This window comes from Candidatus Limimorpha avicola, assembly GCF_056978975.1.
This window is the reverse complement of the sequence record NZ_DBMCYK010000003.1, coordinates 104718-129056: the sequence shown is the minus strand read 5'-3', so window position 1 is coordinate 129056 and position 24339 is coordinate 104718. Positions and strand designations below refer to the sequence as shown.

Genomic DNA, 24339 nt, shown 5'->3' with positions numbered 1-24339 from the left:
AAAATCCTGATTAGAGTAGGCAAGATTAAATTTTAATAGTTATGGCAGAGTTTAAATTGGATGGCCGTATGAAGGTCAAAACATTGAAAGAAAATTTCAAAAATTCTTTTGGTGCCACTTTGCGAGTATATAAGAGTATTACTTGCAAAGGCGCTTTTGCTGATGAAAATGCAACACTCGCCTCTATAAGGGCTGAAGGTACAAAAGGTGGTGAACTTGTTGTGAAAGGCAATATTAAAGTTGGTAATTTCGAGAATAAAATTGCAGAATTGTATGGAATAGGTGTTCAGGTGGCAAATGCAGATAACTCGGCTTTGGCTGACAATGATATTACTATTTCTGCAGCCGGTAAATAAATTATAGAGACTCTGAAACTGATATGACATGATTCTATCCTGTCATTATCAGTTTTTAAGTTTTTAATTCTGAAATAAATATAATATCAAATTTATCCTTGATATTGTATGACTAAAATCCGAAGATGAAACAAAAATACTAATTTTATGAAATCAAGTGTAATAGATGTTCCAAGACAATATTCACAGAATGACCTTTTCGGTATTCAGGTGTATCAGGATGCATTGATAAAGTTTATTAAATTGACAGATACACCTATTACAATAGCACTTCAGGGAGAATGGGGTAGTGGTAAGACATCATTGATGAATATGCTTCGATACAATTTGTGCGATAAAGATGATGCTTTATTCTATCCTGTTTGGATAAACACATGGCAGTATTCTCTTATGAATACTCCTAATCAGGCTATCATTGCTATTCTTGAAGGTATTATAGGTCAAATAGGAGAACTTAATCCCGGACATAAATGGGAGGAAAGTAAAAAGAAAATAGGTGGACTGTTTAAGAAAATGGCATCTGTAGGGACTAAAATTGCAGCTGGTACTGTGGGTATAGATGGCGGCGTTGTCGATGAAGTGTTTGGCTTTGATACCTCAGGCGAATCTTCTATTTTGGCATTGAAAAAAGAAATTAAGAAATTGATAGAAGAAGCATTGTCTTTAAACAATTCAAAGGTCGGATTTACTTTCTATATTGACGACTTGGACCGTATCGACCCTCCCGTGGCTGTTGAAATATTGGAACTTCTTAAGAATATTTTCGACATAGAAAATTGTGTGTTTATTCTTGCTATTGACTATGATGTCATCATAAAAGGACTTAAACCTAAATTCGGAGAATTGACCGATAGAAATGAACGTGAATTTAGATCTTTTTTCGATAAAATCATACAACTGCCATTCTCCATGCCAATAGCTTCGTATAATGTGGATACCTTCCTCGTAGATGCTTTGAATACCATAGAGTTTTTTACTCCTGAGGAACTTAAGGATATTGAACTCGCCGAAAATCTTTCCGAGATAGCCAGACTTTCTGTGGGATCTAATCCAAGGTCGCTTAAACGTCTTATGAATACTTTGTCGTTGATATCGATAATAAATGATGTACAAGGACATACGTCCTCTACTTCAATTAATTCCAAATTGCTTAATTTCTCTTTGGTCTGCATGCAGATTGCTTATCCGTATATCTATAATCAATTGTCAGAAGAACCGGATTTTAAAAAATGGAACGAGAAAATTGCTTCTAAACTTAAATTGAGAAATCTTACTGAAGAGGAAAAAGAGTCATTGGATGCTATTGATGAATTTGATGAAGAGTGGGAGAAAATCACTTTCAGAATGTGTCAAAAAGAAACGTATTTAAGCAACCGGGTGTTCTCCGTATCTTCATTGTTGAATAAGATTGCAGAATTGATAGGTGACGACAAGGAAATTGGAAATGTTATTTCAACTACCATAGAGTTGTCTGCTGTTACAAATCTTAAAGCTTTTGATGGTCCTGTCAAAAAGAAGTTTAACAGAGATACCTCTGATTACAGATTCAATGGTAAGGTCTATACAAAGAAAGTGCAACTGGTACGTGACTTGGTGTTATATCATCTTTCATTACATCCTGATTTGACAGTAGAACAGTTGAGATCCGATTTTAACGCTATGAAAAATATGGATGCTCATTTTATGAAATATGATGATTACAAGGCTCTGTTGGATAGAGATGGAAAGGTCCCATTTTATGGAAAGAAAGATGAAAGCGATGCTATTCAGTTGAAAGATGCGAAGATTCTCATATCTTCAAATTGGCCTACTACATCACAGGGTAAACCTGCTGTCTTTGCCAAACTTCTGGATGTTGTTAAAAGCAAATTTAATTATGACATAGAAACCGTCTCGTGATTGTAAAAATTGTTGAAACTCAATTCAGACAGGCAATGAGTTCTACTGTTTGATTTTGAGTCTGAATTTGATAGAACTCATCAATTTAAAAAACTAATTATGACATCAAAATTAAAAACAATTGTTGTGTTTATGCTGCTGTCAGTGCTTCTTACCGGGTGTAACAACCCTTTGGAGGAATCTTTGAAGACGAGAATGCAGCAAATGTCAGAAATGGCGGATTTTGGTTCAGTGGAATACACTGTGAAAAAGGTTATTAAAGCAAGTGATGTTCAATGGTACACTGTTGGGGATAGAAAAATTCTTTTTACATGCACTGCTTATCTCAAGGCTGGAATTGACCTCGGAAAACTTTCGGATGAGGATGTGATTATCGACAAGGCTGATAAGGCTGTTGAGGTTACATTGCCACATGCAAAACTGCTGTCTATCAATATGCCTGCTGAAGCAGTGGTGTTGGAGTATTCCTCAGTATCATTTTTCCGCAGTTCGTTCTCTGCTGAAGAACGTAATGAATTGTTGAAACAGGGTGAAGCAGATATTATAGCCGATGTTGGTAATATGGGAATATTGGCAGATGCAGAAAGTAATGCTTCGGGTTTTTTCTCAGCAATGCTTTATCAGTTGGGGTTTGAAAAAGTAACGGTTAAATTTGAAGATAAGGAGGAAGTATTATGAAAACTATATTGAGAACTGTGATTTTGGTGATAATATTGGCCGGCGGCTTCTATCTGGCTCGGCATTTTGGTCTGTTTCCTAATTTCTCTTTGTTCCGTAAGGAAGTGAAAATAGACAAAACTGCCAATGTGATTGAGGAGATAAAGAAGATAGGTGAATTTACATGCGTATGTTACTATGAAAAAATGGTAATTACCAAAAGTAAAAGAAGCGATTTTAATGACTCGCGTATTGGTCGCCTTTCAAATAAAGTCTCAAATGAAGAAGTGATGGACGAAATAGTGCTTATTGCTTACGGAAAGGTTAGTGCCGGTTATGATTTATCCAAAATTGATGTAAATAAAATCCATGTTAATGGCGATACTTTGAATATGGAATTACCTCAGGCAGAAATATTTGATATAATTATAAATCCTTCCGGTTATGAAGTCTATGTGGAGAAAGGCTCATGGAAACATGAACAGGTCACCGAATTGCAAACGGAAGCAAAACATAACCTTGAGAAAAATGCTCTTGATTACGACTTGGTGAAAAAAGCTGAAACAACAGGTGTCGCAAAGTTGCAGAACCTTTTTTTATCATTGGGATTCAGTCAGGTGTATCTTACAATTCAACCTTCTACAAATTAATTAAAGAGTAATGATATGAAAAAATCAAATACCAGGAAAAAAGTGAAATCTAATAAACATGCTTCTGCCAAAACAAGTCGAGTTTTAGGCTATGTGTTAAGCGTGTTGTTATTTGGTGCTGGAGTGTTTATTACATTCTGGCCTGGCATCGTAAAAGAAATAATTATAAAGATCTTAGCTGTTGTTTTGATTCTTATTGGAATTTTTTTCTATATAAAGTTTTTGTTTGGAAATGCAACTTCAGTTAAGAAAAAGGTATATAGTATTTCTGGTGGTGCATTATTGTTGTTCGGAATACTTATGATTATTTTTCCAAAGTTTTTCTTCGGGTTTATTCAGTTTATTCTCGGAGCAGTTATCTGTGCTCTTGGAGTGTATTCCATAATTTCTTTATTTAAGAAAAGAAAAGAGATTGAATTGTCCAAAAGCATGTATATATTTCCGGTAATAATGGTCCTTCTTGGCGTTGGAATGTTCTTCTATCCGGCAAAATCAACAAATGTGATTTTTGTTATCTCAGGCGTAATTCTTATGCTGTACGGTATTTTCGGCTGTATTGAGACTACCGTTATCGGAAAGAAATTGTTGTTCGTGAAAGATACTGTATCTCTGGTGACCGGCGAAATAATGGATGCTGCCGGCTCGATGACTGATGTCGTCAATGGTATTAAGGACAAGATGAATACTTGAAATGACGTGTTTGAATGTATTCTATAATGTGATTGTGGAAATATGTTTTATCGTAAATGATAGATTTAATTATTCAGTATGGATTCTGTCGCACTCATAATTGAATTCAGCTAATACAAGTTAACGTATGAGTAAAGAATATTATAAAAAGAAAATCATTGATTTGCGCGCTGCTTTAGACAAGGAGAAAGAAGCTAAGAAAAAAGATAATGCTCATTATTCAGATATGATAAAAAAGGCTTCCACTCCTTCAAGTAAAGCTTTATATCGCAAAAATAAGGTGGACAAGACCGCCTATCATGACAATAAAATAGAGTCTTTAAAAAGACAGATTGAAAACGCTAAAGAAATGCTTAAACGAGAGAAGAAATAACCGTCTGTTATGGCGAGTTGTTTAGAATTAAATCTCGGCAATGCTTTGACTGCCCTCATGGATTGAGCCATAGTGTGGTTAGTTCATTATTTGATGAAGTATAATATTGAGATTACTCTCAATAAAGGATATTGTATGGCTTGATAATGATGTGGTAATTAAGTAATTACTTGTTGTTCTGGAGTTTAATTTTTATTGAATATTAAAATGTTATGTAAAAAAGCTTTTTGAAATCAATATTGGTTTAAATTGTGATGTTTTAAAATAATGAATAAGAATCGTCCCGAAATAACAGAATTACGTTGCCGTATAGAATCTTTTGTCGGTCGTAAAATGAAGACACCGGCAGATTTTGATTTTTTAGTGGATATGATATGGGAAAGACTGCATGAAAATATTAGTTCAACAACATTGAAAAGGCTTTGGTTTTATGTTGACGGAGCATTTAATACACGTAACAGTACACTTGATTTGCTTTCACGTTTCATTGGTTTCAGAGGTTGGGATGATTTTTTAAATGAATTGAATTGTATTGGAATACAATCTGAAAATATATGCACTCGTTATATACAGAGTCAACTTTTGTATGAGGGAGATGTTATAGAAGTCGGTTGGCGACCTAATCGATACTGCTTGTTTCGATATTTGGGAAATCAGCGCTTTGTAGTTGAAAAAGCATTAAACTGTAATCTTAATGCCGGAGATATTTTTAAATGCAGTCTGTTTGTGTTTGGTGAACCTCTTTTTATGGATGAGTTGGTTCATTGCGGGAGTCCTCCTGTGGTTTATGTCATTGGTGATAAAAATGGTCTTACTTTATTGGAGAATGTTACTCATAGAGAAAAATCCGCTCATGATCTTCTTTGATATAATTCTTCTCGAAAGAATAAGTTGTATTAATGTTTGAAAGTAATGCTGCCAGTTTTGTCCGATAGCAATAGGCGATGATGCAGAATCTAATTACAAAAAGACAACAATTCAAGTTTAATTAATGTCATTACTGTCTGACAAAAATTTTAACTTCATTTATAATGTCTTGAAAATCAAATTTATATGTCAGTAAATCATATAGATGGTTTATGTTGTGATTTTGTGTTGATAATCAATAATTTATAATAATTCATCAGATTTCAAAGAAGTAGAGACGTCATATCATGGCGCCTCTACAATATGTTGGTAATATTATATTGATTTGCTATGTCAAGTCGGCAAATGTACTTCTTACTATGGAAGCTAAGTCGGTTGGCGACACTTTCAATTGTAGTCCGCGTTGTCCGGCACTGACATAAATAAAATCATGCGACAAGGCACTCTCATGAATGAAAGTGGGGAATTGCTTTTTCATTCCTACCGGAGAACATCCGCCGCGTATGTACCCGGTCAGAGGTAACAACTCTTTCATAGGGATCAACTCACATTTTTTGTTTCCGCTGACACGGGCAACTTTCTTTAAATCTATCTCAAGATTTCCGGGTATCACGCAAACAAGATAACCATTCTTATCTCCATGAAGTACTATTGTCTGAATACCAATTCAATATTCTCATTAAGTTGAGTTGCGACATGAACGGCGCTTAGGTCGTTTTCGTCAACCTCATAAGGTATTAAATCGTATGTGATGCTCGCCTTGTCGAGTATCCGCGCCACATTGGTCTTATTTATCTTCTGTTTTGACACTTCAATAAATTGAAATTCATCAATTTTTTCTTTCCCACGTTTCAAATTGATATGAGAAATCCACTTGAGGGTCGTCGTCTATGACAAGGATGTCAGTCAATTCCCATTCGTCAAAGTTAACCATGGGGAAATATGTGTCCGCTTCAAAAGATTTTTTAATACGTGTCAGATACAGTTTGTCTGCTTTTGGAATAAACTGTTCATATATCATTCCGCCGCCCATGATGAAAATCTCGTCTTCGTTTTTCAACAGTTCGAGGGCTTTGGAGATAGATGTTACGTATTCGAATCCTTCCGGAGCTTCTTCCAGTCTGTCTGATATAATGATGTTGCGCCTGTTTGGCAATGCCTTTTGTTTTGGTAACGACACGTAAGTATTGTGTCCCATCACCACGCATTTGCCTTCTGTCAGCTCCTTGAAATGTTTCAAGTCTTTTGAGATATGCCAAATAAGCTGTCCATTTTTGCCAATGGCTCTGTTTTCTGCTATTGCTGCTATTACTGAAATTTTTGGTTTCATGATAATTTATTTTGATACATCAGCTTTTATAGCTTCGTATGGATTATAATTTTCTAATGTAAAGTCTTCATATTCAAAGCTGAATATGTCTTTTACTTCCGGATTTAATCTCATTGTAGGTAATGGGCGAGGCACTCTGCCAAGTTGAAGTCTTACCTGCTCCACATGGTTGTTGTATATATGAACATCACCGAAAGTGTGTATAAATTCTCCTAATTGCAAGTCACATACTTGTGCCATCATCATTGTCAACAGCGAGTATGAAGCAATATTGAATGGCACTCCTAAAAATACGTCCGCACTTCGTTGATATAACTGGCATGAAAGTTTGTTATCTGCCACATAGAACTGGAAAAACGCATGACATGGAGGTAATGAAGCTTTCCCTTGTGCCACATTGACGGCAAAATCTTTGGAGTTTTCATCAGGCAGGACACCGGGATTCCATGCTGTTACTATATGTCTCCTGCTGTTTGGGTTATTCTTGATACTTTCGACCACACCTTTGATCTGGTCTATACCTTCATTATTCCAGTTTCTCCATTGGGCGCCATAAATAGGACCAAGTTCACCATCATCGTTAGCCCATTCATCCCAGATGCTGACTTTATGATCATGAAGATATTTTATATTGGTATCACCGTTAAGCATCCATAACAGTTCATAAATAATGGATTTGAGATGCACTTTTTTTGTTGTCAGTAATGGGAAACCTTCCTGCAGGTTAAAGCGCATCTGATAGCCGAAGATGCTTATTGTTCCGGTTCCTGTACGGTCTCCCTTTTGGCAGCCGTGTTCAAGTATGGTGCGCAATAATTCGTGATATTGTCTCATGGTTAGTCTTTTACATGTTTATATTTGAAGACGATGGCAAATACAATAGCTACGACCAAAGCGTATGCAGAAAAGATAAACCATGATGTTTGCCAGCCGGCGGCTCTTGCCATAACGTCGCTCTGTGATTCAACAAAATTATTTACAACAACTTGTGCTGCCAATGTCCCTATTGTGGCTCCAATGCCGTTTGTCATCAACATAAACAGTCCCTGCGCCGAAGACCTTATGCACGGATCTGTTTCCTTGTCAACGAATAATGAACCGCTGATGTTGAAGAAATCGAATGCCACACCATAAACTATACAAGACAAAATAAACAGCCATACTCCGTTGCCCGGATTGCCGAGTCCGAAGAACCCGAAGCGTAATGCCCAAGCTACCATTGCTATCAACATCACCTTTTTGATGCCGAACCTGCGTAAGAAGAATGGTATAAGCAAGATACATAACGTTTCAGATATCTGAGAGAGCGATATTAAAATGTTGGCATGACGTACGCCAAAGGTATCGGCATATTTTTCTATGGCCCCGAAACTTGTAATGAAAGGATTGGCGAATCCGTTTGTTATCTGTAATGACACTCCCAATAAAATGGAGAAGATGAAAAATATCGCCATTTTACGGTCTTTGAATAAAGAAAAAGCTCTCAGTCCAAGAGATTCTGTCAATGATTTTTTCTCTATGTCTTGTTTTATCTCGCAATGAGGCATTGTGAATGCGTACAGTCCGAGTATTATACCAATGGCGCCACTCACAATGAACTGAGCTGCTGTGGTTTGGTATCCGGCAAGGTCAACAACCCACATGGATACAATAAAACCTATAGTTCCGAATGTCCTGATAGGAGGAAAGACCTTAACAGTGTCGAAACCGGCCTTGTCCAAAGCGTAGTATGCAACGGAGTTTGACAAGGCAAGAGTAGGCATGTAAAAAGCTACACCTATAGTATATAAAGGGAATAAAGTCGAGAACTCTACATCGCTACCGGCATTAAGTCCGTAATATCCGGCGGCTATCATGGCAAATCCGGAAATGAGATGACAAAATCCCAAACTCTTTTGAGCTTGAATCCATCGGTCTGCAATGATGCCTAATAGAGCAGGCATGAAAATTGACACAATACCCTGTATCGAATAAAACAAACCTATTTTAGTTCCTAAACCGTGTTCTGCAAGATAAGAACCCATACATGTGAGGTATGCACCCCAAATGGCGAACTGCAGGAAATTCATGACAGTAAGTCGTACCCTAATACCTTTCATATCAGTTAAATTGTTCTCTAAAAAAATTATTCTCTGTGTTTTATCTCGTCTCTAATCAAAGATGCTGATTCATAGTCTTCATTCTCGATGGCTTCATCCAATAATTTGCGCAGTTCTTCGGTGCTAAAAGCATAGTATTCATTATCCGTTGATGCTATTTCATCTTCATTGTCTTCTTCTAAATCAAGGTCATCAATGTCTATGCCTGCATCTTCTAACACTTGTGGTACAGTGTATATCGGGCATTTGAAACGTATCGCCAACGCTATGGCATCCGACGTTCTTGCATCTAAAAGACATTCCTTGTCGTTGCTTTTGGTCACCAAGGTGGAATAAAAAATGCCTTCTTTAAAATGATTTATTATCACTTCAGTAAGTGAAATACCATAATTGTCAGCAAAAGTCTTGAAAAGGTCATGTGTCAGAGGCCTTCTGTTTTCTATGTGGTCCATAGCAATAGCAATAGACTGAGCCTCAGCACTGCCAATAATTATCGGAAGTCTTGTTTTGCTGCCTTTTTCTCCCAATATCAAGGCGTAAGCTCCGCTTTGAGAATGACTGTATGTAATGCCTATTATTTCGAGCAACTTCTTTATCATGTTACAAAATTATATAGAAACAACGAAATAAACAAGAATAAATATTAAAATGTGCAAACTTTATTTGTTTTTTCTTTGTCAATATATTTTTTTATGCAACTTTGCAGTCGAAATAAATTGTAAGATATTAAAAAACATTGTATTATTAACTAAATTTTACTGTATGGATTGGATTATTTATCTCGTACTTGGGGCTTCGGTGTTGGCTTTACTCTTTGCCTGGTTGTTTTATAAGGAAATGATGAAGGAAGATGAAGGTACCGATTTGATGAAAAAAATTGCTCTTCACGTAAGAAAGGGAGCAATGGCTTATTTAAAGCAACAGTATAAAGTTGTTATTATTGTTTTTGTTGTTCTTGCCGTCTTGTTTGGTGTGATGGCTATATTCGGGTTGCAGAACGAATGGGTGTGGTTTGCATTTATTACCGGTGGTTTCTTTTCAGGTCTCGCCGGCTTCTTTGGTATGAAAACTGCTACGTATGCCTCAGCTCGTACTGCTAATGCAGCAAGAAAATCATTGAACAGCGGTCTTAAGGTGGCTTTCCGCTCAGGTGCTGTCATGGGACTTATAGTGGTTGGATTGGCATTGCTAGATATCAGTATATGGTTTATTGTTTTGAGAAATCTTACCGATTACAATCTTGTCATCATTACTACAACAATGTTGACTTTCGGTATGGGAGCATCCACACAGGCATTGTTTGCCCGTGTAGGTGGCGGTATTTATACCAAAGCTGCTGATGTCGGTGCCGATCTTGTTGGTAAGGTGGAAGCCGGTATCCCTGAAGATGACCCTCGTAATCCTGCTACTATAGCCGATAATGTGGGGGATAATGTGGGTGATGTAGCCGGTATGGGTGCCGACCTTTATGAATCATACGCCGGATCTATCCTTGCTACCATGGCTCTCGGTGCTGCCGCTTTCGCTACTTCGGCAATAGAAGGTATGCAACTTAAAGCTGTTTTTGCACCTATGTTGATTGCTGCTGTTGGTGTAGTGTTATCATTAATAGGTATCTTTCTCGTGAGAACCAATGAAGATGCCGGCATGAAACAACTTTTAGGAGCATTGAGCAAGGGTACTAATTTCAGCTCTGTGCTTATAGCTATCGCTACATTTGCTATTTTGTGGGGACTTGGTATAAATAACTGGTTGGGCCTTTCTTTCTCGGTCATAGTAGGTCTTCTCGCCGGTGTGATAATAGGTAAGTTTACTGAATACTATACTTCACAGTCATATAGACCGACTCAGAAAGTGGCTGAAAGTTCTCAGACAGGTTCTGCTACGGTTATCATCTCGGGTCTTGGTCTTGGTATGGTGTCCACGGCAGTGCCGGTGATTACCATAAGTGCAGCAATAATTCTTTCTTATCTTTGTGCCATAGGCTTCGACGTAAAGAATTTCTTTACGGCTGCTAACCTTTCTTTAGGTCTTTATGGTATAGGTATTGCCGCTGTCGGTATGCTTTCTACTCTTGGCATCACACTTGCCACTGATGCATACGGTCCCATTGCAGACAATGCGGGCGGTAATGCCGAGATGAGCGGACTTGGTCCTGAAGTGCGTAAACGTACCGATGCTCTTGATGCTCTTGGAAATACAACGGCTGCTACAGGTAAAGGCTTCGCTATTGGTTCTGCAGCTCTTACTGCTCTCGCTCTTCTTGCCTCCTATGTGGAAGAGATAAAAATAGCTCTTGAACGTATCGGCACTGTGACATTGGATTTGGGGACTCGAACTGTTGAGACTGTCAATGCTTCTTTAATAGACTTTATGGAATATTATCAAGTCAACTTGATGAATCCTAAAGTTTTGATAGGTGTATTTATTGGTGCCATGATGGCATTCTTATTCTGTGGTCTTACCATGAATGCTGTTGGGCGTGCTGCTCAGAAAATGGTGGAAGAGGTGAGAAGACAGTTCCGTGAGATTAAAGGCATTTTCGAAGGTAAGGCAGAACCTGATTATGCCCGTTGTGTTGAGATATCAACAAAGGGAGCACAACATGAGATGTTGTTCCCTTCAATACTTGCTATTATAACACCTGTTGTGGTTGGTGTTTTATTTGGTGTGGCTGCTGTATTGGGTCTTCTTATTGGTGGTCTTTCTTGTGGTTTTGTTCTCGCTGTCTTTATGGCTAACGCCGGTGGCGCTTGGGATAATGCCAAGAAATATATAGAAGAGGGTAACTTTGGAGGAAAGGGCTCATCTAACCATAAGGCTACTGTTGTTGGCGATACGGTTGGCGACCCGTTTAAGGATACATCCGGTCCTTCTTTGAATATTCTTATCAAACTTATGAGTATGGTTTCCATCGTAATGGCCGGTCTTACCGTAGCATTTAGTGTACTATGACGAATCTTGTCTGTTGAATTTGTTTCGTAATATGATAATCTGAAAAAACGGGAGTGCCTTATGGTATTCCTGTTTTTTATTGTAAATGCCATTTTATTCATCATAAATCTATATATTTACTGTTATTTATGTGTTGATGCCATTAAAATTATACTTGAATAGTGATGGAACGTGTGTTGATTACCGGTGCAAATGGGTTTCTTGGGGTTAATGTAGTTGCAGAATTTCTTGATGCAGGATATAAGGTTCGAGGATTGTTGCGCAATAGAATGTCATTTATTGGTAAGTTGCATCCGGAATTGGAACTTGTAGAAGGCGATTTTACCGATGCATCGGTATTACGTGCCGCAATGCAGGATTGTGATTATGTGATACATTGTGCAGCTAAAACTGATCAGAAATCTTCTTATGAAAGTTATGAAAAAATAAATGTTATTGCCTCGGAACAGTTGGTTTGTGTTGCAATAGAGCAGAAAATCAAGAAAATAATATATGTTGCAACAGCCAATATTTTTGCATATAATGACAAAAATACTCCTGGTGATGAGAAACATCGGATACGGTTTCCATTTACAAAATCTCCTTATGCCGTTAGTAAAGTCGAAGCAGTGAAAAGACTGACAAAATATATTGATAGTATAGAAATAATAATTGTCTGTCCTACATTTATGTTGGGTGCTTATGATTCCCGACCTTCTTCCGGAAGAATCATATTGTTTGGTTATGGTAAACGTATGTTGTTTTATCCGCCGGGAGGTAAAAATTTTGTTCATGTTAGCGATGTGGCACACGGAATTGTTAAGGCTTTGCAAAAAGGAAGTAATGGAGAATGTTATTTGTTGGCTAATGAGAACCTTTCTTATAAGGAATTTTATGAAATGCTTGCTGAACAGACCGATAGGCACCCCCTGTTGATTCGCCTTCCTCGATGTGTGCTTTTGACAGTCGGTTTTTTGGGCTCTTTCCTCTTCAGTTTGGGCATACATAATGATATGACTTTGGTAAATATGCGCTTGTTATGTGTAGGTAATTATTATGACAATAAAAAATCGATTCGGGAATTGGATGTCTCTTACCGTCCTGTTCGATATGCTTTGACTGATGCCATTGAATGGTTTCAAAAAAATAATAAATTATAACATTAAAATGAGATAATCGAACAAAGTCGTTAATCATAAAAACATGTATGGTTATAAATTATTTTTATTGAATACACTAAAATAAATAGTGAAAACAGTCTCTACCTGTTTTAGTGGTAATTTTGCATAAAAATGACGGATGGTTAATTATGAATAGGTATAAGCACAAAAAATAATACAGACCAAATATTCTTTTTCTTAAAACATTTCATTGCATGTAAATGAATAATGGCTTGTATGTTGATTCAGTATATCAGCCAACCGGCAACGCCTGAAGCTAAGATTAGCCACATCGGATTGATTTTCAGAAAATACACACCGGCGAAAGTGATGGCACATATTATGATACTGATGTTGTTTTTTCCAAAACCTACATCTCCGAAATTCTCTTTGTTCATCATCAAAATGGCGGCCGACAAAATAAGTCCCGCAATTATGGGCTTCATGGTTGACAACGTGGTCTTTATTATAAAGTTTTCCTTGTTTTTCAATAAAAATTTCAAGACTATGAACAGCAATAGCAAAGAAGGTAATACTAAAGAGAATGTCGATAATAAAGAGCCGGCAATACCTCCGATGGTATAACCGGTATATGTGGCGAGGTTTATTGATACAGGACCTGGGGTCATTTGTGAGATGGCAACGATGTCGGCGAAATCCGAGGCTGTCATCCAGGCATGATGCTCTACAATCTCGAATTGTATCATCGACAACATGGCATATCCGCCTCCAAACCCGAGAATGCCAATTTTGATGAATACCCAGCATAATTGAAGATAAATCATGACTTTTCGTTTTTTTGTAACTTCTTTTGTGAATATATTGCGTACATTACACTTCCAACAATGGCAGCAAGTATGATGTATGCCGGCGATACCTTACACCACCATATCAGAGCTACAGTGACAATGGGCAATGTTATGCTGAACCATGATGTCTTGGACGAAAAAAACATCTTGATGGCAGGCGATAGTATCAAGGCAACAACACAAGGACGTATCCCCTTGAAAATACTTTCAACGACTTCGCTGTTTTTGTAATCTGTAAAGAAAATGGCGATAAGCAAAATTATTACTATCGATGGTATTAATGCACCTAAACATGCTGCTATTGCTCCTTTGAGTCCTTTTATTTTATATCCTACGTATAAAGCAGTGTTGGCAGCAAAAACCCCTGGAAGTGATTGAACTACTGTGATTAAATCCCAAAACTCATCCTTGTCTATCCATTTTCTGCGGTCAACAACAGCCTTTTCTACCATTTCAAGCATGGCATAACCTCCGCCCAAAGTGAATGCCCCTATATTGAAAAAGGTGATAAACAGTTGTAAACACATCTTCTTTTTTTTGCAAAAATACTAAAATAATCTTGTTTTACTTAGTTTTTGCGTTTTTTCATTTTTGTAATAAAAGATATTGGTCGTTTTTGTTTTCTTTTGTTTGAAAATGACGTTTTTTTGAGAAATAATTGTGTCTGTTTCATCAATATATTGAAAATTGTTGTAAATTGCGCCTCGAAAAGAAAGGATTATGAATTATTCCATATTGATTTTCAATTACAAAATAATTGTACATTTGAGAATCAATTTCACTGTTTGTAAGAATTGTGGCTGCTTTTATAAATAATGACATCGGAAAAAATGTATGTGGCTTACAGTATTCTTAATTTTCTTTCATTAAAGTGTTAATATTTTGCAAAAACATTTTTATTGCTTGTGTTTCGTCAGCATGGATTGTTTTACTGTCTATTCACAACTGATGTATTTATTTTAATTGCTTTAACATAAGCAATATTATTGTTTTTTGTGTGTAATTTGAAACAATTGATGTATGGTAAAGGTAATGCTATTTGAAGAGAATAAAATACATGGAATGATTCTTAAAAAGGATTTGGAATCAGTGGGTATTGAGGCTACATTATACAATGATAAATGTGCATGTTGTGATGCAATAGAGAAAGTTATTCCAGATATTGTTATGGTTGATGTATCGGGAATTTCAAAAGATGGATTCGAGATTGTTGAAGAACTGAGAATGAAAGGTCATAATGTTCCCGTTATTTTTATGTCGTCTAATAATAGTATCGATGATGTGATATATGGATTGCAAATTGGAGGTGGAGACTTTCTTATCAAACCTTTTGATCCTCGTGAACTGATAGCCCGCATAGATCTGATATTGTCTTATCGCGGTAAAACACGCCAACAGAATAATGTTCTTGTATCTAAAAAGATAAATGATGTGGTTTTTGATTTTACTTCTAATTCTTTACAACAGGGAATGAAAGTTTGTGCCATGACACCGACTCAATCTTTGATAGTAAAGTATCTTCTCGAGAAGAAAAACCAAATTGTTTCTTTTGATAATATTATCGATACATGTAAGAAAAACAACAGATTATTGAATGATTCCATGAATGGTCTAAAAGTCACGATGAGTAAATTACGCAAGAATATCTCTGAATGCGGGATTACAAATATTAAAATTGAGACATATCGCCGTAAAGGCTTTTGTCTGCATATATGATTATGCTTACTGTTCGTGATGTTTCCGACATTCTGGACAAATGCCTTTGATAATGTAATTTATCTCTTTGACTTTGAAATTGTTAGGTATCACAATAGATGGAATCAAATCGTTTTCAAAACAATATGTCTTTTTACATGTTTCACAATAAAAATGACAATGTCTGTCTTCTGTTTTACAACTTCCGTATTTGTGACAAAAACAGTATTTTTGTGAACCACTGCCGTCGTCTATACTGTGTATTAAATTATTGTTGTGAAAAGTTCTTAATACCCTGAAAATACTTGATTTGTCAACCGATGGTAGAAGTGTTTCTATATCGTTGAGATTAAATGTGTTATTTAATGTCGATATGGTTTTGTAAACAAGTATCCTTATTGAGGTCGGCTTTACTCCGGCTTCTTCCATTATCTTGCAACAATCTTCTGAATTCATTTGTAATTGACATTTAATATGCAAAGTTATGAATTATTCATTGCAAGTGAATTTCAAAAACATGAAAAATGTTTTCGATAATTGGTTTTGGGTTGATGATTCATGAAAAACATTGTTTTCATGTTGAGATATGAAAAGTTCATTGATGACATTGTTTCTACGGTTAGTGTTGAGGTGAAAAATGTCTTTTAAGGTATGTAAATGTGTATGCTTAACTTTTATTGATATGTTATAGAAAAAAATATTATCTTTGTCATTTAATTGCATGATTGCTGTATGAATTATTTGTCTGTAGATAATATTTCCAAGGCTTATAGCGATAAATTGCTGTTTGAGAATATCAGTTTTGGCATAGAGAAGGGAGATAAAACTGCATTGATTGCACCCAATGGCTGTGGTAAGACAACAATGATGCGTATTCTTGTCGGCAAAGAGGAGAGCGATAGCGGTACCGTAGCATTTAATGGCGATGTCAGGATAGGATATCTTGAACAGTCGCCTTATTTTGATCCTGAACTTACGATAGAAGATGTTATTTCTCAGGGACATACCGATGTCATGCAGATTATCAGCAATTATGAAGATGCTGTTCTTCATCATGTCGATGATAATGATAAAAATACAAAAGCTCGTTTGGAACAGGCAATATCTGCTATGGATTCACTTCAGGCATGGTCATACGAACAGCGTCTGAAACAACTGTTGTCAACTTTTGATATCGTTGATTTGAAACAAAAAATAGGTACTTTGTCTGGTGGTCAGGTGAAACGTCTTTCAATAGCTCTCGTATTGCTCGACAATCCAGATATGCTGTTTCTTGACGAACCCACAAATCATTTGGATATTGAAATGGTGGAATGGCTTGAGAAATATCTTAAACAGTCAAATGTCACTATTTTTATGGTGACTCACGACAGATATTTTCTTGACAGAGTTTGTAATAAAATATTTGAATTGCATGACGGTACAATATTTACTCATAACGGTAATTTTGATTATTATGTCAGGAAAAGCCGGGAGAGAGAGGAAAACAAACGTATAGCTGCAGAGAGAGCCGGACAGTTGCTGAAACATGAATTGGAATGGATGCGCAGCACACCTCAGGCAAGGACGGGTAAGTCGAAATCACGTATTGACGCTTTCTTTGAACTTAAAGAAAAAGCCAAGGTGCGTAGAGAAGATAACGAAATACAATTCGGTCTTGAGATGCGTCGCCTCGGTGGTAAGATACTCGAAATGAACAACGTCAACAAGATGTATGGCGATAATGTCATATTAAAAGATTTCGATTATATTTTTAAGAGAGGTGAACGTATTGGTATAATTGGTAAGAATGGAATAGGGAAGTCCACCTTCCTGAATATGATAACAGGTGCGGAACAAGCAGACAGCGGAACTATAACGACAGGACAGACGGTAACGTATGGTTACTATACTCAACAGGGTATGAACTTTAAATCTGGCATGTCCATACTCGATACAATACGTGAGATAGCAGAGGTGATACATTATGGAAAAGATAAAGTCTATACAGCCGAACAACTGTTGGCTCATTTTATGTTTCCTTATAAAATGCACGGACAACCTGTGGAATTGCTGAGCGGAGGCGAGAAACGTCGTTTATATCTGCTTACTGTCTTGATAAAAAATCCTAATTTTCTTATTCTCGATGAACCTACCAACGACCTCGATGTATTGACATTACAGAAACTTGAAGATTTTCTTCAATTATATAAAGGTTGTCTTCTTATAGTTTCTCATGATAGATGTTTTCTTGATAGCACTGTTGACCAGTTATTTGTATTTCAGGGTAATGGAGAAGTGAAAGGTTTTATGGGCAACTATTCGCAATATCATCAGTGGATTGAGGAAAGAAACAAAGAGTTGGCACAAATTGAGCTTTCTTCAAAGTCCAAGACAGTTACTCGTACTGTGGAGCGTAAACGGAAAAAGACTTTTAAGGAACAAAAAGAGTATGAATCTTTGACAATTGAACTTGCTGAGTTGGAAAATGAAAAGAAAGATATTACAGCCAAGTTGGAAACGGTTACTGATTATGCAGAGATTGAGAAATTGGGGCGGCGTATGCTCGAAATAGACGCTCTTGTCGATGAGAAGGAATTACGTTGGCTTGAACTTGATGAAATTTAAATACTTGATACGATGGATAATGTTAATCAAATTACGGCTTTTTTACAAGCTGCAGAAGAAAAAGGAGAATTGTGGCTTCTTGAAGCAAAACCGGGACTTTTTGCAATGTTGGAAGATGGCGACGGCAATTCTTTTATCCCGGTATGGGCTTCAGAAGAGGAAGCAAAGTCTAATATCAGTGATGATTGGTGCGACTATGCAGTTACTACCATGGGTGTCGATGAGTTCGTTGATTGGCTTAATGAGTTGGGTAACGATGGCATAGGCATCGCATTGTCATCATCGAATTCTGATTCGGCCTTGCCTTTCCCGGCATATATCATGAAAAAAATGTTTAAGGGTATTACAGAGAAGAGTGATAAAGACTTGGTGGGAGAGGAGTTTTATGATGAAGAATGGGCAGATGGTTTTGATGAACTTGATGAGTTGGAAGATGAGGAATGAAGCCATTTTAACATTTGTGTTAACTAAATTTTTATTATTCATGTAAAATATTTCATTTTTTGATGATGATTATGTATCTTTGCAAGCTAAAAAATAAGAACTATGGGAAGAGCTTTTGAATACCGCAAAGCGGCTAAGATGAAAAGATGGGGACACATGTCAAGGGTGTTCCCGAAGTTGGGCAAACTTATTACTATTGCAGCTAAAGAAGGTGGTCCGGATCCGGATATGAATCCTAAACTGCGTCAGGCTATTCTTAATGCCAAGGCTGAAAATATGCCGAAGGACAATATAGATGCAGCCATAAAGCGCGCTACAAGCAAAGATGCCGCTGATATGGTAGAGATAGTTTATGAAGGTAAAGGCCCTCACGGAGTCTTGTGCGTAGTGGAGTGTGCCACCGATAATACTACACGTACCGTCGCTAATGTGCGTTCGTATTTTAATAAAAACGGCGGTGCTTTAGTCCCTACAGGCTCCCTCGAATTTATGTTTACACGTAAAGCTGTTTTTCAAATTGAACTGCCGGCTTCTATGGATAAAGATGAACTCGAACTCGAATTGATCGACGCAGGTCTTGAAGAAATAGATGAATCTGAAGACGGTGTGTTCCTCTATACCGACTGGACAGCTTACGGCACTATGCACGAAGCTCTCGAAAGCCGTAAGATAAATATTATTAAAGCTAACCTTCAACGTTTTGCCAATAACCCGGTGACTTTTACCGATGAAGAAATGGTAAGCATAGAGGCTTTCCTCGATAAGGTGGAAGACGATGAGGATGTCCAAGCCGTTTATACTAATATTGGTTGACTTTTATTGAAATTCGTTAAATATTTGAATAAAGGATGTGCAGTGTTTATACAGCATGTCCTTTTTTTAATCGTGAAAAAAATCTGTTGAATCGGCATAATGATGTATTAATGTTTTTACAGTATTTCATTACCCATAAAAAAAGGCTGGTACCAAAATCCAGCCTAAACAATTTGTATCAACAACTCATTAAACGATATGCAAAAATAAGAAACTTATCTTTAAAAGGATTCAGTTTTGACTAAAACTTATCAACAATATATGTCGATTGTACTTTAATGATAAAAAAACAGTCGTTATTTTAAACAAGTGTTGTATATCAACATATAAATAAGTCCTGAAATCACCATGGGTGCCAGTATTGTCATAAACCATGTCCATATTATCTTTTTGGCAGTGACCCATTTAACGGATTTGACACCATCGGTAAGTCCGACTCCTATAATGGAGCCTGTCATGGTATGAGAGGAACTGACAGGCATTCCGAGTATTGTACTTATAATTAGCGTAATGGCACCGGATGTCTCCGCACAAAAGCCTTTGGCATTATCCATTCTTGCTATGTCTTTACCCATAGTCTTTATAACCTTTTTCCCACCTACAAGTATTCCGGCAGATATTATCACATAACATAATATTGCCAATGAATTGGGTATGTAAAATCCTTTTTCACCATCATAAATGAAACTTATAACATTATTTAATGTCTCCGAAATATCCGTAGTCTGCAGAGCTATTAACATGGTGAGAGCTATTATGCCCATCGTTTTTTGTGCATCGTTGGCACCGTGTCCTAAACTGAAAGCTGCAGATGATATCAGTTGGAGTCTTTTAAAAACATTTTCTACCTTCTTTCTTTTTACGTTTTTACAAATAAACAATACTGAACACATTATGAAAAAGCCTACTATGATGCCGGCTAATGGCGCTATCACTATGAAAGCGAATATCCATATTATGTTACTCATGATAAGAGCATCCATGCCATGAACGAACCATACGGCACCTATCATGCCTCCTACTAATGCTTGGGATGTAGAGATTGGCATGCCGTAATGTGTGCACAGCCAAACCCAAATAACAGCACCTATCAATGCAGAAAATATTATGTAAGGATTTATGTATCCATGCTGTACTATGCCGCCACCTATCATCTCGGCAACAGTGACTTTAAAGATGAAAAATGCCATGAACTCCCAAAATGCTGCCCATATCACTGCTTTTATTGGCGTTAATACTCTTGTCACTATAACCGTCGAAATGGCATTGGCTGCATCATTCATGCCATTTAGAAATGTGATGGTTATTGCTATTACTAATGATGCTATTACTATGAATTCCAACATTTTAAGACTTCTTTATTATTATGGTTCTTATGGTATCCGATACAGTCTTGGCCGTGTCGCTCGCTGCTTCAAATGTCTCTATGATGTTTTTGTTCTTGATTAATTCGATGTAGTCTGTCTCCGATTCAAAAAGATGACTTATATAATCTGTATATATATCATCGATTGTATGTTCTGCCTGTTTTATTCTGTCGCATTTTACAAGTATTACATTGGCATTCTTGCTTATGTCAGTCATGGCATTCGTCATTTCAACTAAATACTTGGCATTCTCATCCATAAGTTTCATTATTTCGATGATTTGTTTATCTATCTTTTTGGGTTTGTACATTAACAGACTCTTGGAACAATCTTCTATAATGTCTAAGAAATCGTCCATATTTGTCGCTAATTCGTGTACATCTTCACGGTCAAACGGGGTTATGAATGTGTTGTTTAACTCCTTGTATATTGTGCGAAACAACTCGTCTCCATCTGTCTCGTCTTTTTTTATCTGTCTTCCAAGTATCTTTTGTTCCTCGAAATCATCTGTCCTGACCATTTCCAACAAGGTGTGGGTCGCATGATGTATTTTTTCTGCCTGTTTTATGTAAAGAGGGAAGAATTTTGTTTCTTTGGTGACGAATATTTGTAAAAATTTGTCTAAACTCATAATGAAATGTGTTTTAAATGTTATATCGTTATTTTATTGCAATTTCAGTTTATGGTTCCGCAAAGTTGATATAATACTCTTGCTCCTACATTGCCGTTGAATTCATTGTCGCCATTGGCAACTTCACATAAGTCGAATCCAATGATGTTTTTGCCGGATTGTTTGAGTTTATTAAGCAGATATATGAACTCTTCAAAGTCCATCCCGCCCGGAACCGGTGTTCCGGTGTTGGGGCACAACTTGGGGTCAAGACCGTCTATGTCAATAGAAACATATACATTGTCAGGAAGTTCATATATTATCTCTTCACAAATGGCTTTCCAATTGTCTCCTTCGAACAGTCTTTTCCTGTATTCTCTGTCGTAAAACACTTTTATGCGTCCATCAGACTGTTTTACAAAGTCTTTTTCTTCATGACAATAGTCACGAATGCCTACCTGAACAAGCTTTTTCACATTATCAAATTGCATGACGTTATAAAATATGGATGCATGAGAATATTTGAATCCTTCAAAACTATTTCTCAGATCGCAGTGTGCATCTACATGAAGTATTCCGTAATTGATATGGTTGTCATGAAAATGTTGATGATAAGATAACGGTATGCTGTGGTCTCCACCCAATAAACCTACTTTCTTGCCTTTTGATTTCCAATATGAGACCCTGTCTTTTACCCATTTATACATGATGTTGAATGCCGATTCTATCTCGTCTCTGAACGATTGCAGTTCTTCTTCGGTTTTGCCTGTGTCTTCATTAGCTGCATCGTCTATCAATATAAGACTCTTTTCGTTTAATGCTTCGTGAAGGTCTATAAGTTCTTTGGGGAACTCGTCCAACCATATCCCTTTTTTCCATAAATCCGGATAGTCGTGATTGCATAAATCTACTTGATAAGAACCTTCGAAAACGTTCTCCGGACCATGAAATGTGCCTCTGTTATAACTTGTTGTCAATTCCCATGGAACGGGAATTATTACAATTTCAGATTGTTCTGCATCAAAAGGGAGACCGAATAACCCGGTGTCAGCCAAAGCAGGGTCGTTCGGATTGAAAATAAATTCAGCCATACCCGTATTGTTTATTTCTGCAAATATCAAAAAAAATCTGTTTTATTTGTTATTGTTGTAAAAAAAAAATTAGTGTTTTTAAAATATATGTAATAAAATCCTTATCTGCAATACTATAAACAGTGATGTTGATATACTTTTTTGAGAAAGCTATTTTTTATTCTATTCGGAAAGGATCTGATGTAGAAAGGTACGCTGTCATTGGCATAAATATTATTATGCACTTTTATTTTTTCAATGTCATAGGATAAACGGCAAGTGCAATTGAAAATAAAATGGGAGAGATGGATTGTCGTAAAATCTATAATTTAGAATCTGTCAAGTCTTGGCGGGACCTAAACTTCCGGCTGTACGATAAAATGTGTACTATTGTTTTTAGGTTAAATTATATTTAGTTATAAAATAACAAATATAATCAAAAGGGGTGAGATTTCGTATGTATTTCATACCATAATTATAATTTATTAAAAAGTTTGACATGATATCAATGGTTTTAATTGTTTAATTATGATAATCAATGGCAAAGTTTGAAATGTAAAAGTAAGAAAACAAAAGCAGGAAGAAAACCATTTCGTTCTCTTCCTGCTATATTATTTGTTGAATCGAATAAATCAGTCCAATGTGTGAATTACGAGGCCTGAACGCAATTTAGGTTCAAACCATGTGGTCTTGGGAGGCATGATATTGCCGCTGTCAGCTATGTCGATAATCTGTTTCATGGAAACAGGGTACAAGGCAAAAGCGACTTTCATCTCTCCGCTGTCAACACGGCGTTTCAATTCGCCTAGACCACGTATTCCGCCGACGAAATCGATTCTCTTGTCGGTACGTAAGTCTTTTATGCCTAATATTTTGTCTAATACCAAATTAGACAGAATGGTGACATCGAGAACGCCTATTGGGTCGTTGTCGTTGTATGTTCCGGGTTTTGCATTGAGTTTATACCATTCTCCGTCAAGGTAAACGCTGAACTCATGTAATTTTGTGGGTTTGTAAATTTCGGTACCCATTTTTTCTACTGTGAAAGATTCATCGAGAGCCTTGAGGAACTCTTCTTTTGACAAACCGTTAAGATCTTTTACAACACGATTGTAGTCTATGACTTTAAGTTGATTGTCAGGGAATATGACGGTCATGAAATAGTTGTATTCTTCCTTACCGGTATGGTTCGGGTTTTTAGCTTTCTTTTCTTGACCAATGAGGGCAGCAGCAGCAGAGCGGTGATGGCCGTCGGCTATATACATATATGGAACCTCTTTGTCGAATAACTCCACAAGACGTGCTATGGTGGCTTTGTCATCTATGGTCCATAAGGTATGACCGAAACCGTCGTCTGCCACAAAGTCATATTCAGGAGTCTGGTGGCGCACTATGTTGTTGACTATGGCGTCAATTTCAGGACGTGCAGGATATGCAAAAAACACAGGTTCTACGTTGGCATTGGTGATGCGTACATGTATCATGCGGTCTTCTTCTTTATCCTTACGTGTCAGTTCATGTTTCTTAATTATGCCTTTGGCATAGTCGTCGGAATGGGCGCAGGCAACGATGCCGTATTGTGTACGTCCGTCCATGGTCTGAGCATAAATGTACAACTTTTCTTCCTTGTCTTGTACCAACCAGCCGTTGTCTATGAATTTCTTGAAGTTCTCGACTACTTTGTCATAAACAGCCTGGCTGTGTTCGTCAGTACCTTTTGGAAGGTCTATCTCGGCTTTTGTGATGTGAAGAAGTGAATAAGGATTGCCTTCTGCTTCAGCACGTGCCTCTTCTGAGTTCAAGACGTCATACGGTCTTGATGCTAATTTTGTCACTATATCTTTAGGAGGACGATACCCTTTAAATGGTTTTATTATAGACATGATGATTGTTTTTTAATTTGTTATAT

At 36.9% G+C, this 24339-nt stretch carries 24 protein-coding genes and 1 pseudogene; 13 read left to right on the top strand and 12 right to left on the bottom strand.

Going from position 1 to position 24339, the window contains the following annotated elements; genetic code table 11:
- Nucleotides 1-41: 41 nt before the first annotated feature.
- The 7 genes from ACZOVS_RS02625 to ACZOVS_RS02595 all read left to right on the top strand — a co-directional run bounded on the left by ACZOVS_RS02625 (nucleotide 42) and on the right by ACZOVS_RS02595 (nucleotide 5492).
- Nucleotides 42-356 carry a hypothetical protein gene (locus ACZOVS_RS02625; protein ID WP_483995684.1) on the top strand — a complete coding sequence of 105 codons (315 nt, stop codon included), beginning with the start codon at nucleotides 42-44 and terminating at the stop codon, nucleotides 354-356.
- Between the two features lie 147 nt (nucleotides 357-503).
- Complete coding sequence (locus ACZOVS_RS02620) at nucleotides 504-2255, top strand: KAP family P-loop NTPase fold protein (RefSeq protein WP_483995683.1); 1752 nt, start codon at nucleotides 504-506, stop codon at nucleotides 2253-2255.
- A gap of 99 nt (nucleotides 2256-2354) precedes the next feature.
- On the top strand, nucleotides 2355-2933 hold the full coding sequence (locus tag ACZOVS_RS02615; protein ID WP_483995682.1) for a DUF4230 domain-containing protein: 579 nt from the start codon (nucleotides 2355-2357) through the stop codon (nucleotides 2931-2933).
- Nucleotides 2930-3562, top strand: coding sequence for a DUF4230 domain-containing protein (locus tag ACZOVS_RS02610; protein ID WP_483995681.1), 633 nt, complete (start codon nucleotides 2930-2932; stop codon nucleotides 3560-3562). Before ACZOVS_RS02615 ends, ACZOVS_RS02610 begins: the two co-directional genes overlap by 4 nt.
- Nucleotides 3563-3577: 15 nt before the next feature.
- Entirely contained in the window at nucleotides 3578-4252 is a 675-nt protein-coding gene (locus ACZOVS_RS02605) for an HdeD family acid-resistance protein (RefSeq protein ID WP_483995680.1), read from the top strand.
- Nucleotides 4253-4379: 127 nt separating this feature from the next.
- Nucleotides 4380-4625 carry a hypothetical protein gene (locus ACZOVS_RS02600; RefSeq protein WP_483995679.1) on the top strand — a complete coding sequence of 82 codons (246 nt, stop codon included), beginning with the start codon at nucleotides 4380-4382 and terminating at the stop codon, nucleotides 4623-4625.
- Between the two features lie 267 nt (nucleotides 4626-4892).
- Nucleotides 4893-5492, top strand: a complete 600-nt coding sequence (locus ACZOVS_RS02595; RefSeq protein ID WP_483995678.1) for a hypothetical protein — start codon at nucleotides 4893-4895, stop codon at nucleotides 5490-5492.
- 328 nt (nucleotides 5493-5820) lie between these two features.
- On the opposite strand, the pseudogene ybaK reads toward ACZOVS_RS02595, so the two are convergent.
- The 5 genes and pseudogenes from ybaK to ACZOVS_RS02570 form a co-directional block, all read right to left on the bottom strand.
- Nucleotides 5821-6302, bottom strand: a pseudogene (gene ybaK / locus ACZOVS_RS02590) (Cys-tRNA(Pro) deacylase).
- Between the two features lie 19 nt (nucleotides 6303-6321).
- Nucleotides 6322-6822 carry a dihydrofolate reductase gene (locus ACZOVS_RS02585; RefSeq protein WP_483995677.1) on the bottom strand — a complete coding sequence of 167 codons (501 nt, stop codon included), beginning with the start codon at nucleotides 6820-6822 and terminating at the stop codon, nucleotides 6322-6324.
- A 6-nt stretch (nucleotides 6823-6828) separates the two neighbouring features.
- A complete protein-coding gene (locus tag ACZOVS_RS02580) occupies nucleotides 6829-7656 on the bottom strand; it encodes a thymidylate synthase (protein ID WP_483995676.1) in 828 nt (275 codons plus the stop codon).
- A 2-nt stretch (nucleotides 7657-7658) separates the two neighbouring features.
- Nucleotides 7659-8921, bottom strand: coding sequence for a nucleoside permease (locus ACZOVS_RS02575; protein ID WP_483995675.1), 1263 nt, complete (start codon nucleotides 8919-8921; stop codon nucleotides 7659-7661).
- A 26-nt stretch (nucleotides 8922-8947) separates the two neighbouring features.
- Nucleotides 8948-9520, bottom strand: a complete 573-nt coding sequence (locus tag ACZOVS_RS02570) for a bifunctional nuclease family protein (protein WP_483995674.1) — start codon at nucleotides 9518-9520, stop codon at nucleotides 8948-8950.
- 163 nt (nucleotides 9521-9683) lie between these two features.
- Here ACZOVS_RS02570 and ACZOVS_RS02565 point away from each other — a divergent pair, with 163 nt between their 5' ends.
- Both ACZOVS_RS02565 and ACZOVS_RS02560 read left to right on the top strand, forming a co-directional pair.
- Nucleotides 9684-11876 (top strand): sodium-translocating pyrophosphatase, encoded by a 2193-nt coding sequence (locus ACZOVS_RS02565; protein WP_483995673.1) that lies wholly within the window; start codon nucleotides 9684-9686, stop codon nucleotides 11874-11876.
- 164 nt (nucleotides 11877-12040) lie between these two features.
- On the top strand, nucleotides 12041-13015 hold the full coding sequence (locus ACZOVS_RS02560; RefSeq protein WP_483995672.1) for an NAD-dependent epimerase/dehydratase family protein: 975 nt from the start codon (nucleotides 12041-12043) through the stop codon (nucleotides 13013-13015).
- 245 nt (nucleotides 13016-13260) lie between these two features.
- Here ACZOVS_RS02560 and ACZOVS_RS02555 read toward each other — a convergent pair whose 3' ends face one another.
- Nucleotides 13261-13800: a chromate transporter gene (locus tag ACZOVS_RS02555; protein WP_483995671.1), complete on the bottom strand. Its 540-nt coding sequence runs from the start codon at nucleotides 13798-13800 to the stop codon at nucleotides 13261-13263.
- The gene (locus ACZOVS_RS02550) at nucleotides 13797-14351 is read right to left on the bottom strand and encodes a chromate transporter (RefSeq protein ID WP_483995670.1); all 555 of its coding nucleotides are present in this window, start codon (nucleotides 14349-14351) and stop codon (nucleotides 13797-13799) included. Before ACZOVS_RS02550 ends, ACZOVS_RS02555 begins: the two co-directional genes overlap by 4 nt.
- A 493-nt stretch (nucleotides 14352-14844) precedes the next feature.
- Here ACZOVS_RS02550 and ACZOVS_RS02545 point away from each other — a divergent pair, with 493 nt between their 5' ends.
- Nucleotides 14845-15540, top strand: a complete 696-nt coding sequence (locus ACZOVS_RS02545; protein ID WP_483995669.1) for a response regulator transcription factor — start codon at nucleotides 14845-14847, stop codon at nucleotides 15538-15540.
- 6 nt (nucleotides 15541-15546) lie between these two features.
- Here the strand turns inward: ACZOVS_RS02545 and ACZOVS_RS02540 are convergent, their stop codons facing one another.
- On the bottom strand, nucleotides 15547-15975 hold the full coding sequence (locus ACZOVS_RS02540; RefSeq protein WP_483995668.1) for a Fur family transcriptional regulator: 429 nt from the start codon (nucleotides 15973-15975) through the stop codon (nucleotides 15547-15549).
- A gap of 276 nt (nucleotides 15976-16251) precedes the next feature.
- Here ACZOVS_RS02540 and ACZOVS_RS02535 point away from each other — a divergent pair, with 276 nt between their 5' ends.
- The 3 genes from ACZOVS_RS02535 to ACZOVS_RS02525 all read left to right on the top strand — a co-directional run bounded on the left by ACZOVS_RS02535 (nucleotide 16252) and on the right by ACZOVS_RS02525 (nucleotide 19383).
- A complete protein-coding gene (locus ACZOVS_RS02535; RefSeq protein WP_483995667.1) occupies nucleotides 16252-18126 on the top strand; it encodes an ABC-F family ATP-binding cassette domain-containing protein in 1875 nt (624 codons plus the stop codon).
- Between the two features lie 12 nt (nucleotides 18127-18138).
- Nucleotides 18139-18570 (top strand): DUF2750 domain-containing protein, encoded by a 432-nt coding sequence (locus ACZOVS_RS02530; RefSeq protein ID WP_483995666.1) that lies wholly within the window; start codon nucleotides 18139-18141, stop codon nucleotides 18568-18570.
- A 102-nt stretch (nucleotides 18571-18672) separates the two neighbouring features.
- Nucleotides 18673-19383, top strand: a complete 711-nt coding sequence (locus ACZOVS_RS02525) for a YebC/PmpR family DNA-binding transcriptional regulator (RefSeq protein WP_483995665.1) — start codon at nucleotides 18673-18675, stop codon at nucleotides 19381-19383.
- A 296-nt stretch (nucleotides 19384-19679) separates the two neighbouring features.
- Here the strand turns inward: ACZOVS_RS02525 and ACZOVS_RS02520 are convergent, their stop codons facing one another.
- The 4 genes from ACZOVS_RS02520 to ACZOVS_RS02505 form a co-directional block, all read right to left on the bottom strand.
- Nucleotides 19680-20729, bottom strand: coding sequence for an anion permease (locus ACZOVS_RS02520; RefSeq protein WP_483995664.1), 1050 nt, complete (start codon nucleotides 20727-20729; stop codon nucleotides 19680-19682).
- Nucleotide 20730: 1 nt separating this feature from the next.
- Entirely contained in the window at nucleotides 20731-21381 is a 651-nt protein-coding gene (locus ACZOVS_RS02515; protein ID WP_483995663.1) for a DUF47 domain-containing protein, read from the bottom strand.
- A gap of 44 nt (nucleotides 21382-21425) precedes the next feature.
- On the bottom strand, nucleotides 21426-22451 hold the full coding sequence (locus ACZOVS_RS02510; protein ID WP_483995662.1) for an agmatinase family protein: 1026 nt from the start codon (nucleotides 22449-22451) through the stop codon (nucleotides 21426-21428).
- A 611-nt stretch (nucleotides 22452-23062) separates the two neighbouring features.
- Nucleotides 23063-24313, bottom strand: a complete 1251-nt coding sequence (locus ACZOVS_RS02505) for a DUF1015 domain-containing protein (RefSeq protein ID WP_483995661.1) — start codon at nucleotides 24311-24313, stop codon at nucleotides 23063-23065.
- Nucleotides 24314-24339 lie beyond the last annotated feature (26 nt).

Bases quoted from the DNA above. Each gene is read 5' to 3' on its own strand.
- ACZOVS_RS02525 (WP_483995665.1), top strand. From the start codon at position 18,673: ATGGGAAGAGCTTTTGAATACCGCAAAGCGGCTAAGATGAAAAGATGG.
- ACZOVS_RS02610 (WP_483995681.1), top strand. From the start codon at position 2,930: ATGAAAACTATATTGAGAACTGTGATTTTGGTGATAATATTGGCCGGC.
- ACZOVS_RS02625 (WP_483995684.1), top strand. From the start codon at position 42: ATGGCAGAGTTTAAATTGGATGGCCGTATGAAGGTCAAAACATTGAAA.
- ACZOVS_RS02555 (WP_483995671.1), bottom strand. From the start codon at position 13,800: ATGATTTATCTTCAATTATGCTGGGTATTCATCAAAATTGGCATTCTC.
- ACZOVS_RS02505 (WP_483995661.1), bottom strand. From the start codon at position 24,313: ATGTCTATAATAAAACCATTTAAAGGGTATCGTCCTCCTAAAGATATA.
- ACZOVS_RS02560 (WP_483995672.1), top strand. From the start codon at position 12,041: ATGGAACGTGTGTTGATTACCGGTGCAAATGGGTTTCTTGGGGTTAAT.
- ACZOVS_RS02585 (WP_483995677.1), bottom strand. From the start codon at position 6,822: ATGAAACCAAAAATTTCAGTAATAGCAGCAATAGCAGAAAACAGAGCC.
- ACZOVS_RS02550 (WP_483995670.1), bottom strand. From the start codon at position 14,351: ATGTGTTTACAACTGTTTATCACCTTTTTCAATATAGGGGCATTCACT.
- ACZOVS_RS02605 (WP_483995680.1), top strand. From the start codon at position 3,578: ATGAAAAAATCAAATACCAGGAAAAAAGTGAAATCTAATAAACATGCT.
- ACZOVS_RS02600 (WP_483995679.1), top strand. From the start codon at position 4,380: ATGAGTAAAGAATATTATAAAAAGAAAATCATTGATTTGCGCGCTGCT.
- ACZOVS_RS02575 (WP_483995675.1), bottom strand. From the start codon at position 8,921: ATGAAAGGTATTAGGGTACGACTTACTGTCATGAATTTCCTGCAGTTC.
- ACZOVS_RS02565 (WP_483995673.1), top strand. From the start codon at position 9,684: ATGGATTGGATTATTTATCTCGTACTTGGGGCTTCGGTGTTGGCTTTA.
- ACZOVS_RS02620 (WP_483995683.1), top strand. From the start codon at position 504: ATGAAATCAAGTGTAATAGATGTTCCAAGACAATATTCACAGAATGAC.
- ACZOVS_RS02530 (WP_483995666.1), top strand. From the start codon at position 18,139: ATGGATAATGTTAATCAAATTACGGCTTTTTTACAAGCTGCAGAAGAA.
- ACZOVS_RS02540 (WP_483995668.1), bottom strand. From the start codon at position 15,975: ATGAATTCAGAAGATTGTTGCAAGATAATGGAAGAAGCCGGAGTAAAG.
- ACZOVS_RS02615 (WP_483995682.1), top strand. From the start codon at position 2,355: ATGACATCAAAATTAAAAACAATTGTTGTGTTTATGCTGCTGTCAGTG.
- ACZOVS_RS02595 (WP_483995678.1), top strand. From the start codon at position 4,893: ATGAATAAGAATCGTCCCGAAATAACAGAATTACGTTGCCGTATAGAA.
- ACZOVS_RS02535 (WP_483995667.1), top strand. From the start codon at position 16,252: ATGAATTATTTGTCTGTAGATAATATTTCCAAGGCTTATAGCGATAAA.
- ACZOVS_RS02580 (WP_483995676.1), bottom strand. From the start codon at position 7,656: ATGAGACAATATCACGAATTATTGCGCACCATACTTGAACACGGCTGC.
- ACZOVS_RS02520 (WP_483995664.1), bottom strand. From the start codon at position 20,729: ATGTTGGAATTCATAGTAATAGCATCATTAGTAATAGCAATAACCATC.
- ACZOVS_RS02570 (WP_483995674.1), bottom strand. From the start codon at position 9,520: ATGATAAAGAAGTTGCTCGAAATAATAGGCATTACATACAGTCATTCT.
- ACZOVS_RS02545 (WP_483995669.1), top strand. From the start codon at position 14,845: ATGGTAAAGGTAATGCTATTTGAAGAGAATAAAATACATGGAATGATT.
- ACZOVS_RS02510 (WP_483995662.1), bottom strand. From the start codon at position 22,451: ATGGCTGAATTTATTTTCAATCCGAACGACCCTGCTTTGGCTGACACC.
- ACZOVS_RS02515 (WP_483995663.1), bottom strand. From the start codon at position 21,381: ATGAGTTTAGACAAATTTTTACAAATATTCGTCACCAAAGAAACAAAA.